The organism is Paenibacillus amylolyticus, from assembly GCF_051136285.1.
Lineage (GTDB): Bacteria > Bacillota > Bacilli > Paenibacillales > Paenibacillaceae > Paenibacillus > Paenibacillus amylolyticus_F.
The window spans coordinates 1,346,168-1,362,492 of the sequence record NZ_CP194938.1; the positions used below are offsets into that span (position 1 = coordinate 1,346,168).

Genomic DNA, 16,325 nt, shown 5'->3' on the forward strand with positions numbered 1-16,325 from the left:
AGTAAAAAAAACCACTTTCTCGTCAAACACGGCGAAAAAGTGGTTTTTTTCATAGCCAACACACTTGACTGTCAGCCACATCTCATCTCTATATCCAGCGGATCACCGCGATGATAGCTAGATGAGCCGGATAGAAATAACGCCAGATCCATCGTGGCCCTTTCATTCGAAAACCGGCCTGATAGTACTGTGCAAAGGCAATACCGGTTGTTGCGAGCACACTATACATCTGCAGAAAGCTATGATGTAACATCAGATAAAGTATATTTAACACAACATGTGCCATAACCAGAACTGGCCCTTTAAAGTAACGAAACAGAAGTACCAACAACAACCCATACATGCCATAGTCCATGTGTGTCCATTCCATCACAAATCCTGCCCCGATTACAATCGGGATACCTAGGCACTTCGAAGGAAGTTTATCCAGCGCGAGCAGAACAAGTAATGCAGACCAGAGAGTCCAGACCACATTCAGCGAAAAATGATTAAAGGCAGCCATAAACGGGACTTGAGAAATTAAAGCGATCCAAAATAAGCGCCATATGTATTTTTGTGCATTGCGTGTATGCTTGTAGCCGATAAATACGGCAAAGGCATAGATTGGAAAAGCGATACGACCGATCATTCTCAGTTCAACCACATGTGGAAAAAAAACAGCGCCTATATGATCAATCAGCATCGTAATCATGGCAATCCACTGCATCATACTCGTTCCTCCCTCCTTTTCCCCGTGTAAACAGATGATTCGAAGTGTAATTCATTCAGGATTCATCTTCACGCTGTATACTACACTCATAATACATGAAGCTTTGATCCCGCGTATATCCTTCAGATTCATACAACGCTTGTGCCTTCTGATTGCTTATCGCCGTAGATAGTGAAATACGAATGATTTTATGCTTCTGTGCCTGCTTCATAACAGCCTGCATCAGCTTTCTGGCTATACCTTGTTTTCGATCTTTTGAATCCACATACAAATCGTTCAGGATCCAGATCGGCCCCATAGAAACGGAACTATAGCTAGGATAAATCTGCACCAAACCGGCGCCCCTCTCCTGGATTTCATCACACTTCTCATACATGGCTGCATCTGACTCTTCTTCTATCTCTTTACTCCATTCAGCAATGAAAATAATCGAATCGTGATTACTCATTCTTTCATGTATGAAGCGCGATGCTCCTTCCAGATCCGAATCCTGACCATAGAACATTCGATAATCATTAAAAAGCCTGGATACTTCAGAAATATCATCTAACTTGGCTTGTCTGATTCCAATTTCCATTTCCTTCATTCCCTTCAGTTCAGTTCAATTCAATTCAGTAAGCATATCTCTTCTAAGTTCATTGTAAAAGAAATGATCCCTTTCACCCATTCATCAATTAGAATAAAGTTTGCAGTAAACCTACACCTTACCCAAGCGTACCATCCTTAAAGTATATTTCGTCCAAACAGCTGCCTACGACTTGTGATCCAATCCTGCGTTCAGGCAAACGTTAAAAAGCGACGAAAGCTTCACCTGCTCCGTCGCCATAATGATATATTTTTAATTGCATTCTGAGTTCAGCTGGGTTTGAGCGGAGCTGGATTCAGGAAAGATAACTCCTTTTTTCAAAATCAGGTTTGCATATTGTGCCCGTTCCCCCGTTGCAACAATGACATAGGCCTTCGCAGCGCGCTCATAAAAATCAAAACGTTCTTCGTATTCCATGGCATCGCTCATGTCCTCATACGTTTCGATTAAACGGCGGTAATCTTCCCAGATGATCGGAATGGCCGGATCTCCTTTAACCACCTGCATCACGGCGGCGGGCCGTTCTACATAGGTGTCCAGCGGAAACAGCTGTAATATAGCTTCCAGCAGTTGAACAGTGCCTACTCCATCACAACGTACTAAATTTCGGGCATGGCTGGCTGCCGGAAAATTCGCATCGGTGAGCACGAGTTCATCACCATGCCCCATTTCGGACATCAGTTTGAGCAGCTCTGGCGGTAGAATCGGAGGAATATTTTTCAGCATCTTTAAACGCTCCTTCATAACTCATTTTATTATTTTGGAAGCCGTTTCATTCCTATTCTATCAGGATTGTTTACGCTTTGCATTGTTATGAAATGCACATGTGCGATATCCATTGCCTTTGACAAAGATACTTGTTTCACATATAGTTGTCATAACAATTATATGAATTTTAGAGATATTTTTCTACGGAAAGCGAGGTTCACCGACACATGGATTATTCTCTTGAGCAATCCGTTGGATTCATGCTCGGGCTCACCCACCGCAAAACGGCTGCTCTGTTGGCCGCACAATTCAAACCCTACGATATTACCACAGAGCAATTCTCTGTGCTTTTTAATGTGGTGCGTACGGAAGGCGTTAACCAGAAGGAAATGGCAGGGTTTGTTTTCAAAGACCAGCCTACTACGGCACGGATTATCGATTTGCTGGAGAAAAAAGGTTGGGTCGAACGCCGAACGAGCGACCAGGATCGAAGAGCCTATCTGTTATACCCTACCAAAGAAGGTAAAGCGTTAATGGATATCCTTGTTTCCATCGAAAGAGAAATGAATAAAAAACTTGCTGAAGGTATACCGAAAGACCAGATGGAAGCATTTAAGCATACTCTTTCCCTCATTAATCACAATCTGTAACTATCACAACTCAGGGGGAATGGTTCACCATGAAAGAACAATCTGCACCTGTCCGATTATGGACAACGGATTTTATTTTGCTCATGTTATGTAATTTTCTGTTATTTCTGCAACTGCACATGATCGTTTCGCCCCTGCCCTCCTATGTACAGGATCAATTCCAGGCCAATGCTTTTCAAGTGAGTCTGTTCACGTGTCTGTTTGCGTTAAGTGCCATAGCCGCCAGACTATACTCTGCGAAAGCGCTAGAGAAGGGTTTGCGTAATGCGATGATTTTTATCGGCTTGTCTGTAGCCCTACTCGCCACGCTTGGTTATTATTTTGCTGCCGGGATCGCCGTTCTGTTATTTCTTCGCATGGTATTCGGCGTTGGATTCGGATTGAGCAGTACAGCATTTCCAACGATGGCATCCGACATTGTACCCGTCAAACGAATGGGCGAAGGCATGGGGTATTTTGGATTGTCTACGAGCCTGGCCATGTCTATGGGTCCAATCATTGGGGTCACACTGCTCCAAGGAGCCGGGTTTGTTACACTTATGTTATGTACCGCCGGTGTGATCGCCGTGATCTATCCGCTCAGTTATAGCCTGACACGTAAAAAAGCGGCAAAGACAGAGGCTTCCCAGGAGGCTACTTCAACGCAACCATCTCAACAAGAACAAGCTGTCCGTCCTGTAGTTTCCGTTTCGGCAACCAAACCGGGTTCCAGGGAGAAAGTACCGTTTAACCGCAAGCTGATTCTGCCAAGTGTACTGAACGGTTTGCTGTCGATTACCTACGGCGGACTGGTTGGTTTTATCGTTTTGTATGGCAAAGAGGCCCATCTCGCGAATCCGGCACTGTTTTTCCTGTTCAATGCACTCGCCGTTTTACTCGTCAGACCGTTTGCGGGTCGCATCTACGATAGCAGAGGACCTAAAGCTCTATTAATCCCGGGGGCTGTATGTATTGCACTCGGACTTGTGACGCTTTCTTGGGCAACAACGATGCCAATCCTGTTTGTAGCTGCTTTTATCTACGGTATTGGCTATGGCTCCATGCAATCCTCATTGCAGACCTGGATGATTCAGGTCGTTTCCCCTGCTCAGCGGGGGATGGCCAACGGTATGTTTTTAAATACACTCGATCTTGGAATCGCCACAGGTGCTCTTCTGCTCGGCTCCATCGCTTCTCTGACCAGTTATACGGAAATGTATCGGTACTCTGTCTTATTCATGGTCATATTCCTGCTGATCTATCTGATTCAAGGAAAACGGAGCGGCAGTTTCCAGATCGTAACACATCCACTGTTATCTCATACACATATTGCGGCCACGGATAGCGTTGCATCAAACAGCTCGAATGAATTGCAAGCAGAACCGGAGAAAAGACAATAACGAGCAGTTATCTCACTTTCAAATGTGTATCCACTGAAACATACGTGTTATTAGAAAAGTTATAACAAGGGACAATTCACTTTTTATGGTACTATATAGAGAGGTGTATTCAGTTAACTATAAGGAAGTGAGTAATATTGAATAGTGCAAGCAAACTCATTATTTCTCCACTAAATGCTGACTTAATAGAGGACATTAATAAGACCAATGATTCTTTTAAGTTGTATGGTAGAGTTGTCCCCTCTTTACAATCCGGAAAGTGGTCTTACGAAGAAGTTCTTTTGGATGAACCAAGAGAAATCCGTTTCCCAGATGACAAGCTTGATTGGAACCAATATATAAACCAAGAGGATAAAACGTTGTTTTTAGCGTATATCAATCATACTTGCATAGGACAAATTAGAATTATCAAGGATTGGAATCACTTCTGTTATATTGAAAACATTGCTATCAAAAAAGATTACAGAGGCAGTGGCGTCGGTAAATTGCTCTTAAACCAAGCAGAAGAGTGGGCTACCCAACGACAGCTTGTTGGAATGTCCCTGGAAGCACAAGATGACAATCTCGGCGCATGCAGATTTTATGTGAAGCAAGGATTCATACTAGGTGGGGTCGACACATTAAAACAGTCTTCTAATTCCGATATCGGAACCACGTTATATTGGTATAAGCTATTCAAGTAACTAATAAAGTAACGGCAAGCTAAAACCATAACAAATAAATGCGCAGAGATCCCTATAAAGGCTTATACAGCCTTATAAAAACGCGTTTACATCTGACAGACAAGCAGTTGTGCTGCTTGCTGGGGCGTAAACGCGTTTTTGTGATTTAGCTTTTATGTAAGGCATCATTCAGATGCCCAAGTTAAAACGGACTTTTTTTTCGGCGCAGGGGTGCGGGTAAATAACCTTGATCGGTTTCACTCTCTTGCACACGCCTTTTGCGCAGCTTGTCTTGGCCATCTTGCTTCTGTTGATTATTCTGCACGTCCCGCTCCTCTTGATTTTCATGCTTCGACCCCTGACCCGATGACGGCTTGCCACCCTTCTCAGGTTTCACTGCGAGTAATGTGAGCACACCTCCAACGGCACCCGACGCAGCCAGAATGCCAAAAAGCAAAAAGTGGTGGGAACCGATCAGCAAAGAAACCACAGGTGGGCCCAAGGATACCCCGATAAATCGCATACTGCTGAACAAAGCCGTAATCGTGCCCCGTTGCTTCTTATCCACACCTTCTGTAATCAGTGTATCCAGACATGGCAGTGCTGCGCCAATACCGGCACTTCCCAGGGTGAACAGCCCTACCACAACGTATATATTATCGAACATACCGATGATTCCCAGTGATACGGTTACTAAAGCAAGTCCAGCAAAACCCAGCCATTTCATGCGGGATTTATTTTTACCAATCCACTTCCCTGCCATAAATGAAGCAAGACATAACGAAGCCAGGGGGATCGCCAAAACAAGTCCTTTGACTACACCTTCGAGCGCAAATTCACTCTCCAGCGTTTCGGAAAGATAATAAAGGACACCAAAAATAAGAAACATGCAAATTCCGCCGATTGCAAACAGCGCATACAACCAGCGTCCCTTTTCTTTCAAAACGTCTCGAATGGAGGCTACAAATTCCGAAAAGGTAGGCGGTTTTTCCTTCCTCTTTGGTGTTTTCACCAGGAATATAACAAGGATTAGCGAAATAATACAAAGCACCGGAATCGCCAGGAATGGGGAATACCATAGCCATACTGCAAGCGCCGCACCTAAAATTGGACTAAGCACTTTGCCAAAGGTATTTGAGGTTTCAATGATGCCCAGGCTCTTACTCACCTCATCCTCATTCTTGAACATGTCCCCCACAAGAGGAATGACAATCGGAAATGCGCCTGCTGCCCCCACTCCCTGCAAAAACCTTCCCCCAAGAATCGTCCAGTAAGCGACATCACCGTTCAATATCCATGCAGCAACCCCTGCAATAGCTCCTCCAACGGCCGTAATGACAAGACTGGGAATAATAACGACTTTCCTGCCGAATCGATCCGATAAATATCCTGCTAGCGGAATCAGCAGAATGGCCACTACAGCATATACCGTAATTAGCATACTGACCTTGAATGAAGATACCTTCAATTCCCGTTCAATCTGTGGCAAAATCGGTATAAGCATGGAGTTCCCCAGTGTCATAATAACAGGGATGGAAGCAAGTGCGACAAGGTCCCACTTTTTATCAGACATACCCTAACCACCTTCTCAGATTCTACACACAACAGCGTTATTGTCGGTTTATCTGAGGTTGATTATTCAGCATATGTCGAAATGGATCGTGATTGAGATGGTTTAGCGTAAACCAAGCTGCTTCCATTGCGATAGTAGTGCCGTCGTATGCTCTTCAAATATTCGGCCATCCTCTGGCTGGTCCACCTGATGCTGATGAACGTACGCGTTAAAATAAGACGGCAATAGACGATACGCAAGACGGCGTGTTTGTCCTTCCGCTAATGGATCAATAAGACGTCCGTAACCTGTATGAAACGTAGCGGAATCCGTATTAAGGATGGCCTCATATTCCCGATCGGCATACATGGAGCGGTCTCCATCAATCACAGCTGCAATGCTCATCTTCCCTGGTTCACCGTGCACAAGCACATTTGCTGCCCATAGATCATTATGGACAAGCACAGGTTGCTTAATTTGATCAAAAAGGGCTAACGTCCCACTGCCCTCTCATTTCTTATTCTCTCCTGTCCAGATAAACAAACAGACGGCGCCTTCAGGCACCGTCCTTCCTTGTCCTATTTCAACATGTTAGAGCTTGATTGTAAGCTTGTTGGCTCCTTCTTCTGCAGCTACGATTATGCCTTGTGCACCAGCTTCCTGTGACCCGCCATCCACGCTGGATACGGAATGCACACCGCGAAGTACGATATTCCACGGCTTGCCTGCACCTTCGGCATGAACTTCAAGCTTCGATCCACTGCGAGTGACTGTTACTTGCAATTCACGTTCAGCACCTTGGTTAACAACTACCGTTTGAGCAGTCTGACCATCCGCAAGTTCAAACAAATGCAGAGATACATTGTCCGCAAAATCATAATCTGGTTTACTGTCAACTGCACCTACTGCGATCAGACTGTTCGGTTTGATCATCATCGGCAATGTTTTGAAGTCATGATTCTCACTGATCCAGCGTGCACCCTGAACTCTTTCCCCTGTCAGATAATTGGTCCATGTTCCTTCAGGCAGGTAATAACGCACGTCACCTTCTTTGTTGAAGATCGGTGCAACCAGGATAGAATCTCCAAACATGTACTGTAGGTCAAGTGTCGCACAAGTCGGGTCCTCTGGATATTCCAGTACCATCGCCCGCATCATCGGCAAACCTTGTACAGAGGACTCTACCGCTGAATTGAACAGGTATGGCATCAAACTGAGTTTTAATTTTGTAAAATCACGCACGACATCGACAGCTTCTTCATCGAATAACCAAGGTACACGATATGATTCATTGCCGTGGAGACGGCTGTGGGAAGAAAGTAACCCAAACTGTACCCAGCGTTTATATACGTCTGGCTCGGCTGTCGCTTCGAATCCGCTGATGTCATGGCTCCAGAAGCCAAACCCGGAAAGACCGAGAGACAATCCGCCACGTAGTGATTCTGCCATGGAAGAATAGTTGGATGAGCAATCGCCGCCCCAATGTACAGGGAATTGTTGACCCCCTACGGTTGCGGAGCGTGCAAACAAGGCCGCTTCGTTTTTACCCAGGTTTTCTTCGAGTACATCGAATACTGCTTTGTTGTACAGGAAGGTGTAATAGTTGTGCATTTTTACCGGGTCGGAACCGTCATAGTATACAACATCGGTCGGAATTCTTTCGCCGAAATCCGTTTTGAAGCAATCCACACCTTGATCAATCAAGGTTTTCAACTTGCCTTTGTACCATGCCGTTGCTTCTGGATTCGTGAAATCCACGAGCGCCATGCCCGCTTGCCATTTATCCCATTGCCATACACTGCCATCCGCTGTCTTGACGAGATACCCTTTTTCCATCCCTTCATCGAACAGTATCGATTTCTCGGCAATGTACGGGTTAATCCAGGCGCAGATTTTGAGTCCCTTGTCCTTCAAACGTCTCAACATGCCTTCTGGATCAGGAAACATGTCTTTGTCCCATTCAAAGTCACACCATTGATACTCCTTCATCCAGAAACAGTCGAAGTGAAAAACGGAAAGAGGCAAATCACGTTCAGCCATGCCATCGACAAAATGATTTACCGTTGCTTCGTCATAATCCGTTGTAAACGAAGTCGTCAGCCACAGACCAAATGTCCATGCTGGTGGCAAAGCCGGTTTGCCTGTCAACTTGGTGTAGTTATCCAGCACCTCTTTCGGATTAGCACCGCCGATAATGAAGTACTCCAGCGTTTCGCCCTGTACACTGAACTGCACTTTGGATACATTCTCGGAAGCGATCTCGTAGGATACCTTCTCGGGATGGTTGACAAATACGCCGTATCCTTTGTTCGACAGATAAAAAGGAATGTTCTTATAGGCCTGTTCACTGCTTGTACCGCCATCCTCATTCCAGACATCAACAACCTGACCGTTTTTCACAAACGGGGTGAAACGTTCACCAAGGCCATAGACATATTCGCCCACGCCAAGTTCCAACTGCTCCCGGAAAAACACACCTTCTGTCGCTGATTCAATGTACGCCGGGCCTCTCCAGCCGCTGCCTGTCAGACGTTTTTCATTATAGTGAAAGCCAATATCCCAGCCTTTTGTTTTGTTCACGGTTACACGAAGATTTCCGCTCTTCAGCTCAGCACCGTTTTCATCCTGGACAATTTGCACATCGGTATTCAGCGTGTTCAGGGCAAACTCGGGGCCTGGATTAACTTTGCCCTTATGGTGGTTCAATTGCACACGAATGACATCAGGCATGGGGGAACTGTAGGTTGCTTTGAGCAACGTTCCGTTCAGTGTATCACCTTTGCGCTCAATGCGTTTCGTTGCTGCATATACAGTAAAGGAATCACCCTTTTGTACAATATCTCGAATATCCGCCGGATTTTGAACATGATATCCGTCACGGATCTGCCAGTAGCCATCGGTAAATTTCATCTTGGATTACCTCCTTCGGTTATACTATAATGATATTGATATAAATGATGAATTTCTTCTTCTATTTTGACCGATTATATCAGTATTTTGATATTCCAAGCATGTTCAGGACGGATTATAGAATAAATTGCAAACGATTACATCCATTCATATACATAAGGAGGTTCCACGATGGAACGTGAACGTTTACGGGAAGATCGAATTCACGGCAACGCCATGTACCCGGTTAGTGTATACCCGGACATTCAGCAATTAAACGGGGACAGCATTCTGGATTGCCACTGGCATGATGAGATGGAGTTCACCATGGTGACGCAAGGCTCTGCTATGTTTCAAATTGACATGAACCGAGTTGAGGTGAAGGCCGGAGAGGCTGTTTTTATTCATCGGGGTGAGATCCATGCAGGATATCTGGTAGGTGATGAGCCTTGTATCTTTTCCTCCATTGTGTTTCATTCCGATCTGCTCGGCAGTCATACGTTTGATGCGGTGCAGGAGAAATTTATCGGACCTATTTTGCGAAAAAGTATACAGCTCCCCTATCACATCACGGCTGATGAAACTTGGGGTTCAGAAGTTCTGGCCTACCTGAAGCGTATCTTCGCAGATCACGCGAGCGGGACATATACCTGTGAGATATCCACAAAAGCCTATCTCTACCTCATGCTTGCTCGCATGTTTGAACAGCGGAAAGTACTCCCGCTCAAAGGTGAAGTTAACGGTGGAACACAGGATAAGATGGAGCGTCTAAAATCAGTGCTCAGTTATATTCATAAACGTTATCCTGAATCGCTCAAATTGAAAGACCTGGCGGGTGAAGCGAATATGAGCGAGGGGCATTTCTGTCGTTTTTTCAAACAGATGGTGCAGAAGACTCCTGTCGATTACATTAATTATTATCGGGTACAGCAGGCCTGCGCGCAGCTTGAGAATACGGATCATAAAATTGTTGATATCGCCATGGATGTTGGGTTCGAGCACCTGAGTTATTTTATTACCACGTTTAAGAAACACAAGAATACAACGCCATCTCATTATCGCAAAATATTCTCCAAAAACATGACACTTGCGCCTGCTGCGTATACAGAGGCACAGATGATCTAATAAGCAATCAATCACATCCACCTTTATATCGATAAGTATTTTGCTAGAATATATTTATAAAAGATCAATAAAAGGGTGCCTTCAGCAAGTACGCTGCAAGCACCTTTTATTTACGTTCCCCCTACGAATACGAATCTTGTTCTACTTTCTTAACGTCTTCCAGGAGGAGTACTCATGGACCGAAAAACCATTAAAAGAAGCGTGCACACTTGCCATTTTCTCCACCAGCTTCAACTGTTCCTCCATGTAGGCATCCCCCTCTTCGTAGAAGGTAATAAAGTTGCCTTCCTTGCTCTGCTTGGTTTCCACCGCGATGGATATCTTCTTGCCTACTGAAGCGGCATCGATTAGTTCATCCTTCGCAACATTGTATATCGCGGCAACTGTATCACGGTAAGCCATAATTGTAATCGAATCAAATTTACGGATCATCCAACTGCTTACCGCCATCGTTGAACCCGGAATTTTGTAATTATCCAGCCAGAACGGCAGATCGGCCGCCACCGGCATCTTCATGCGGGCAGCACGTTCTACTATGTAATTCACATTTCCCTGCCACTGCGTAATAACGCTGGCTTGATTAATCTTCCACTGCGGATGCACATGGGGTTCAATGTCCAGATGAATGCCTGCAAATTTCTCATTAGCCAGTGCCTGTGCCTGATAAGTTTCAATCCAGTCCATAAAGGAGGCAATCTGTTCCCGGCTTTCGCTCAATCCCCAAGCGGAACGTCCATCCATCACGTCAACAGCGATACGTTGAGCCCGCGCGAGCCGGATAAAGTTTTTGTATTCAGGAAATTTCACATCCCGGTTCATTTGCAAATAGATCGTATTAATTTTGTTTTCCGCAGCAAACTTCAATATATCTTGAGCATTATTTCGAATCTGGATCGTATCCCACACCCATGTAGCTCGTACAGAACGATCCAGCTTACCATGAATCGTGGCATAACTGTCCACCGGTTCAATGGAACCTACAGCATCGACTCGGGTAGAACAGGCTGTGCTTAAACACATCACCAGGCAACTCATCAGCAGAATAAAACGAAGTTCTTTTTTAGTTTTCATATTTGTACACTCCCTTGAAGTTATGGCAGCTCTTACGTATAAATCCGAAGGAACGGATGTCGTTTATTATTCATTTTTTGCACTATTATGGAAGTACGATGAATCTAAACTTCTTCTATACGCAATATCACCTATAAGACTCACGACGAAAGAATCATATAACTTATTTCGGGAATTCATAGTTCTGAATAAATAGTTCAAAAGTCACAAATTTTAATATTCTATGTAAAATCCATAATCTAAGTCACGACTTCAGTCTATATTCTCTTTTAACACTTAGATTCTGTAGACCTATTTAAATGAATTGAATTATTCACAAGGTCGCTCATCTTTTCAAAAACAAAAACCGCCCGAAGGCGGTCAGCGATTTCACTTTTCATCTCATCATTCAATTCTGTGATGTTCCAGCTTCATCCGTATTCGGTTCATCAAACAGGGATACCCGCTCAATGCCCTCTGCAGAGATCCGCACCAGTCCAATGTCGGACAATCGCAGTTCTGGAATAACAACCAGTGCCAGCAGGGATAGTGTCATAAAAGCATTGTTTAACGTGCAACCAGCCGTTTGCAGTGCTTCGCTGACTGCTGCTGACTGCTCTGCAACCACTTCGAAGGATTCTACCGACATCAGTCCGGCGATACGAAGCGGAAACTCGGTCACTCCTGCATGAGTGACAACAGCTACACCACCCTGCATGCGGATGACACGGTTACCAGCTTCCGCCATAAGTGCATCATCGTTTCCGATGATCAGCAAATTATGACTGTCGTGGGCTACCGTCATTGCAATGGCGGCTGGCGAAGTGAACCCGATCCCGCCGACCAGTGCTACTGCGCGATTACCGGTTTGTTTATGGCGTTCCAGCACCGCGATTTTGCATACCTCACCTGAGACAGGCAGAACCACCTTGCCAGCTTGCACATTCACTTGCACATGCTTTTCCTTCGTTTCTACATGATTCTCTGTCACATGGATAATACGCGCGCCTATCGTACCCTCCACAATCGGTGCAGCCAGTTCCAGATCCTGCGGCCGAATGTTCGCTTCGAGCTTCACCGTATTGAGCGCTTCCTCAGGATAAGTGAAAGTGTCCCAAACGGCTGTCATTTTACCACTTTCGGCTACGACTTGCCCGGCCGCAATCGTCATGCCTACACGAACATCCGCAAGGCGCCCGTCTAACAAAATAATATCGGCAATGTTACCCGGAATCAACGCTCCGATATCACGCGCCACACCGAATCGTTCTGCCGTATTGATCGTAGCCATCTGGAACGCTGTGACGGGTTTTACACCCTGAGAGATCGCCAGTCGAACGACAAAGTCCATATGGCCCTCTTTCAGCAAGGATTCAGAACTACGATCATCTGTCACCAACATCATTCGCCGGGTATCCAGTCCAAGCTCCGTACATGCTTTGATGGTCTCGGCGACATCATGCCATGCAGAACCCTGGCGCATCTTCGCATACATGCCCAGCCGCAACCGCTCCACCACATCTTCTTTTGTAACACACTCATGATCGCCTGTGACACCACTTGCCGCATAAGCAGGCAGACGCCAGTCGTCCGAAGCCCACGTAAAATGTCCATCTGCAACTTTGCCTGCACGCAAAGTTGCTTGAATCTCCCCGATCATCGTGTCATCTCCATACACAACTCCCGGGAAGTTCATCACTTCGCCAAGACCAATCATGTCCGGTCCCCATGAAAGTGCCTCCGCTACTTCTTCCGGACCAATATAAGCACCTGTCGTCTCCAGACCTGGATGAGTCGAAGGCACACATGATGCCACTTGCATATAGGCTGCCATAGGTGTAGTACGTGCTTCATCCAGCATGAGTCGCAGTCCTTTAAGCCCCAGCACATTGGAGATTTCATGCGGATCAAAGAAACCACCTGTCGTACCGGATGGCAGGACAGCTCTTGCGAACTCGGATACTTTCATCTGTGTGCTCTCGATATGACAATGACCATCCAACAATCCAGGAGCCATATATTTCCCATTGGCTTCAATAATGCGGGTATGTTCTCCGATCGTATGGCTTACATCCCTTCCAACATACGCAATTCGCGCCCCCTGTACGGCAACTGACATGTCCGGCAGGATTTCTCCCGATATCACGTTCACCAGCGTGCCGCCCCGAATCACCAATGTTGCCTTCATATCTCCCCGGGCTGTAGCGACCAGATCCGGTACACAATCGGCCATCAGTGGCCGCTCAAAAGCTGTTTTATTCAATGTGCCTGCCTCCTTCATGAAATTTACCTGTTCCGTTGCCTGTTCCCTCAAATGAAGGATGTGTTACCCATACAATGAATTATTTTTTTACCCATCGTCGTGCAACGCTCAAAAAAATAGATTGTTACGATTATATGAGCCTGAGCTTCATGTGTAAAGAAAAATTACATCGATTGTATATGTACACAAGGAGATTCACTTTATTTATCAATATGAACCAAGATATGTCTGTCTAGATCATCATCTTAGGCATGCTTCTCGTCTTAGCATACTCAAAAAAGGCCAACCAGACACTCTGGCTGACCTGATCTTGAGATTTACCGAAGCATGTAACGGATACTACTCCACGCGAGTTGCAGGTATATCAGTCATTTCGTACCACACTTCAGACTGTGAGGTGATAAATGGACTCGGTTTCCCTAATGAGTACACATGCAGTAGATGCATCGCCCGGGTACAGGCAGTATAAAACAGTTTACGTTCCTGTTCACGAGAATAGGCACTAGCGGAGCCATTATAGATTAACACCGCGTCAAACTCCACACCTTTCGCCAGATAAGCCGGAATGACATGAACCCCCTGCTCAAAAGCCAGTGTCGTTTTTTTGATCAGCTTGGGAGCCTTGTTCAGCTTGTGACTTAGCATTTCATGAACTTCCTTGCTTTCCTCAGCCGTCTTACAGATCACCGCTACAGATTCGTAACCCTCCTGCATCAGATGATTCAGATCTGCTGTGATTTGTTCAATATGTTGTTCCACATCCGAGGTCACGATGACTTTGGGCTTCTCACCGTTGCGGTTAAACGGGATAATCTCTTCCCCGCCCGGAACCATGCCCCGCGTAAACTCAACAATTTCCATCGTGGAGCGATAACTGCGCGTCAGCACAATAACCTCTGTATTCTCTGGTCCGTATAAATCACTTAATGGCCCGGTACCGCTAAGTACAGAAGAATGTGCATAAATAGCCTGATTGAAGTCACCAAGAGCCGTCATCTTCGCATGAGGAAAAAGTCTTTTCATAAAAGCCAGCTGAAATGCAGAATAATCCTGTGCTTCATCAATAATGACATGGCGAATGTTCGAGTTAATATGGAAACCGAGCAACAGTTCGCGCAAATACAAATACGGCGTGATGTCCTCATAGGCCAGTTCCTGCACCTTTAATCTACGCAGCGTCATAGTTGAGATTTCTTCCCAGTGAAGCGGCAAGGGCTCTCGATCCAGTAAATGAACCATCTGTGTCTGATCCTGGAACAGGTTCGCATACAAATGGCGTATATCGACAAAGCGAAGTGATTTAATCCATTTGCGTAAAGGCTTAAGTCGATCACTAACCACCATTCTGGCTAAAATCTCTCTTTCCTGCTGAAAATCATCAAACGTATGTGATTTGCCTTTTTGTTTACGTTTTAACCGTCGGTACGCGCGTTGCAAATCTTCGGGCTCCATCAAATCGAGCTGCTGATCCACCCATGGCGCATCCAGTTCGCTTTTACCAAATGCCGACAGTTCCTTAAGCAACCAATCCCGCAACAACTCCAGCCGGCTCACCAGCTTGACAGAAGAACCGAAGCTGTAGAATTTCTCAGCCATCGCTTCCGCATCCACAATAGCTTTGCCCTGAAATCGTACAGGCTTGAATCTCATTCCGCCTGAAAGCATGCTTTCCTTGTACCGGGTGATCACATTCAGGAATGACGCAGAAGACTTGAAACGTATGCTGGACATTCGTGCATCATAACCAGGCTCCTCGGTCTCCGTAAGCACATATTCGAGCTGGATAAATGGGTCTTCAAGCTGATATTCGCGGCCTAAACGGCGTTCCAGATATTCTTGAAACGTCGTCTGCAACATGTTCTCCTCGCCAAGCTCTGGCAATACCGTAGATACGTAGCTGTTAAACATAGGGTTCGGTGAAAAAAGAACCATCTGATCCGCTTGCAGATGCTCGCGGTATTTATAGAGAAGATAAGCGACTCGCTGGAGAGCGGCAGAGGTTTTGCCACTACCTGCTGCGCCCTGTACAATCAACATGCGCGTCCTGTCATTACGAATGATCCGGTTTTGTTCCTTCTGGATCGTTGCAACAATACTCTTCATCTGCGCATCGGACGTTCGGCTGAGCACAGCCTGAAGCAGCTGATCTCCAATCGTTACCCCTGTATCAAACATAAAGCGGATACGTCCATCTCGAATTACGAATTGCCGCTTCATCTCAATCTCTCCGCTAATCTCGCCACTTGGCGTACGATACGAGATCGGCCCCGGTGCCCCATCATAATACAAATTAGAAATGGGTGCACGCCAGTCATAGATCAGGAAGGATTCTTCCTTCTCATCCAGCAGGGATGCAATACCCAAATAGATGCGTTCCGCATCCAGGTATCCGTCCTCCTTAAAATCTATCCGGCCAAAATAAGGTGAATGATGTAGACGTTTCATTTTATCCAGTGCAGCTGCTGTATTCAGATGACTTCGTTCACGGTCTGACAAGACCTGTGATTGTTGCCTCATGCTCGTTGATGTCTCCCCGACATCATCGGCTTCACTGAAGTTCATCGTCACTTCATCCCAGAAGTCTTTACGCATCCCAACTACTTCGTCCCGAAAGGAGCCCACCTCTTCTTCCAATGTAGCGATTTTGCGCTCAATCTGATCGGTAACGGTGTTTACCCGCTCCTGTTCTTTATCCCACTGTTGCTCTGTACTCATAAGTTGTGCGCCTCTCTTTCCCCGGATTGTGTCTTCG

General features: G+C 45.8%; 13 protein-coding genes. 4 read left to right on the plus strand and 9 right to left on the minus strand.

The annotated features are described in order from the left end of the window. Positions 1–88: 88 nt before the first annotated feature. The 3 genes from ACR8BL_RS06005 to ACR8BL_RS06015 form a co-directional block, all read right to left on the minus strand. Entirely contained in the window at positions 89–709 is a 621-nt protein-coding gene (locus ACR8BL_RS06005) for a TraX family protein (RefSeq protein WP_434751762.1), read from the minus strand. A gap of 55 nt (positions 710–764) precedes the next feature. Beyond that, a complete protein-coding gene (locus ACR8BL_RS06010) occupies positions 765–1,157 on the minus strand; it encodes a GNAT family N-acetyltransferase (RefSeq protein WP_434756605.1) in 393 nt (130 codons plus the stop codon). 390 nt (positions 1,158–1,547) lie between these two features. Then, positions 1,548–2,021 carry an RbsD/FucU family protein gene (locus ACR8BL_RS06015; RefSeq protein ID WP_434751764.1) on the minus strand — a complete coding sequence of 158 codons (474 nt, stop codon included), beginning with the start codon at positions 2,019–2,021 and terminating at the stop codon, positions 1,548–1,550. A gap of 209 nt (positions 2,022–2,230) precedes the next feature. On the opposite strand from ACR8BL_RS06015, the gene ACR8BL_RS06020 reads away from it, so the two are divergent. The 3 genes from ACR8BL_RS06020 (at position 2,231) to ACR8BL_RS06030 (ending at position 4,715) form a co-directional block, all read left to right on the plus strand. After that, positions 2,231–2,653 carry a MarR family winged helix-turn-helix transcriptional regulator gene (locus tag ACR8BL_RS06020; RefSeq protein ID WP_434751765.1) on the plus strand — a complete coding sequence of 141 codons (423 nt, stop codon included), beginning with the start codon at positions 2,231–2,233 and terminating at the stop codon, positions 2,651–2,653. Positions 2,654–2,682: 29 nt separating this feature from the next. Next, positions 2,683–4,032, plus strand: a complete 1,350-nt coding sequence (locus ACR8BL_RS06025) for an MFS transporter (protein WP_434751766.1) — start codon at positions 2,683–2,685, stop codon at positions 4,030–4,032. 137 nt (positions 4,033–4,169) lie between these two features. Beyond that, positions 4,170–4,715, plus strand: coding sequence for a GNAT family N-acetyltransferase (locus tag ACR8BL_RS06030; RefSeq protein WP_434751767.1), 546 nt, complete (start codon positions 4,170–4,172; stop codon positions 4,713–4,715). Between the two features lie 181 nt (positions 4,716–4,896). On the opposite strand, the gene ACR8BL_RS06035 is transcribed toward ACR8BL_RS06030, so the two are convergent. The 3 genes from ACR8BL_RS06035 to yicI all read right to left on the minus strand — a co-directional run bounded on the left by ACR8BL_RS06035 (position 4,897) and on the right by yicI (position 9,156). Continuing rightward, positions 4,897–6,267 (minus strand): MFS transporter, encoded by a 1,371-nt coding sequence (locus tag ACR8BL_RS06035; RefSeq protein ID WP_434751768.1) that lies wholly within the window; start codon positions 6,265–6,267, stop codon positions 4,897–4,899. 102 nt (positions 6,268–6,369) lie between these two features. Next, entirely contained in the window at positions 6,370–6,723 is a 354-nt protein-coding gene (locus ACR8BL_RS06040) for a phosphotransferase (protein WP_434753029.1), read from the minus strand. A gap of 114 nt (positions 6,724–6,837) precedes the next feature. Beyond that, a complete protein-coding gene (gene yicI, locus ACR8BL_RS06045; protein WP_434751769.1) occupies positions 6,838–9,156 on the minus strand; it encodes an alpha-xylosidase in 2,319 nt (772 codons plus the stop codon). A gap of 171 nt (positions 9,157–9,327) precedes the next feature. On the opposite strand from yicI, the gene ACR8BL_RS06050 reads away from it, so the two are divergent. Further along, complete coding sequence (locus ACR8BL_RS06050; protein ID WP_434751770.1) at positions 9,328–10,260, plus strand: AraC family transcriptional regulator; 933 nt, start codon at positions 9,328–9,330, stop codon at positions 10,258–10,260. A gap of 141 nt (positions 10,261–10,401) precedes the next feature. Here ACR8BL_RS06050 and ACR8BL_RS06055 read toward each other — a convergent pair whose 3' ends face one another. The 3 genes from ACR8BL_RS06055 to helD form a co-directional block, all read right to left on the minus strand. Beyond that, the gene (locus ACR8BL_RS06055; protein ID WP_434751771.1) at positions 10,402–11,331 is read right to left on the minus strand and encodes a hypothetical protein; all 930 of its coding nucleotides are present in this window, start codon (positions 11,329–11,331) and stop codon (positions 10,402–10,404) included. A 388-nt stretch (positions 11,332–11,719) separates the two neighbouring features. Further along, complete coding sequence (locus ACR8BL_RS06060) at positions 11,720–13,543, minus strand: adenine deaminase (RefSeq protein WP_434753030.1); 1,824 nt, start codon at positions 13,541–13,543, stop codon at positions 11,720–11,722. A 369-nt stretch (positions 13,544–13,912) separates the two neighbouring features. Next, on the minus strand, positions 13,913–16,288 hold the full coding sequence (helD, locus tag ACR8BL_RS06065; protein WP_434751772.1) for an RNA polymerase recycling motor HelD: 2,376 nt from the start codon (positions 16,286–16,288) through the stop codon (positions 13,913–13,915). Positions 16,289–16,325 lie beyond the last annotated feature (37 nt).

What these genes read in the sequence shown, in the direction of transcription:
- ACR8BL_RS06005 (WP_434751762.1), bottom strand. Translation starts at nt 709, where the DNA reads ATGATGCAGTGGATTGCCATGATTACGATGCTGATTGATCATATAGGC.
- ACR8BL_RS06035 (WP_434751768.1), bottom strand. Translation starts at nt 6,267, where the DNA reads ATGTCTGATAAAAAGTGGGACCTTGTCGCACTTGCTTCCATCCCTGTT.
- ACR8BL_RS06025 (WP_434751766.1), top strand. Translation starts at nt 2,683, where the DNA reads ATGAAAGAACAATCTGCACCTGTCCGATTATGGACAACGGATTTTATT.
- ACR8BL_RS06055 (WP_434751771.1), bottom strand. Translation starts at nt 11,331, where the DNA reads ATGAAAACTAAAAAAGAACTTCGTTTTATTCTGCTGATGAGTTGCCTG.
- yicI (WP_434751769.1), bottom strand. Translation starts at nt 9,156, where the DNA reads ATGAAATTTACCGATGGCTACTGGCAGATCCGTGACGGATATCATGTT.
- ACR8BL_RS06020 (WP_434751765.1), top strand. Translation starts at nt 2,231, where the DNA reads ATGGATTATTCTCTTGAGCAATCCGTTGGATTCATGCTCGGGCTCACC.
- ACR8BL_RS06060 (WP_434753030.1), bottom strand. Translation starts at nt 13,543, where the DNA reads ATGGCCGATTGTGTACCGGATCTGGTCGCTACAGCCCGGGGAGATATG.
- ACR8BL_RS06010 (WP_434756605.1), bottom strand. Translation starts at nt 1,157, where the DNA reads ATGAGTAATCACGATTCGATTATTTTCATTGCTGAATGGAGTAAAGAG.
- helD (WP_434751772.1), bottom strand. Translation starts at nt 16,288, where the DNA reads ATGAGTACAGAGCAACAGTGGGATAAAGAACAGGAGCGGGTAAACACC.
- ACR8BL_RS06050 (WP_434751770.1), top strand. Translation starts at nt 9,328, where the DNA reads ATGGAACGTGAACGTTTACGGGAAGATCGAATTCACGGCAACGCCATG.
- ACR8BL_RS06015 (WP_434751764.1), bottom strand. Translation starts at nt 2,021, where the DNA reads ATGCTGAAAAATATTCCTCCGATTCTACCGCCAGAGCTGCTCAAACTG.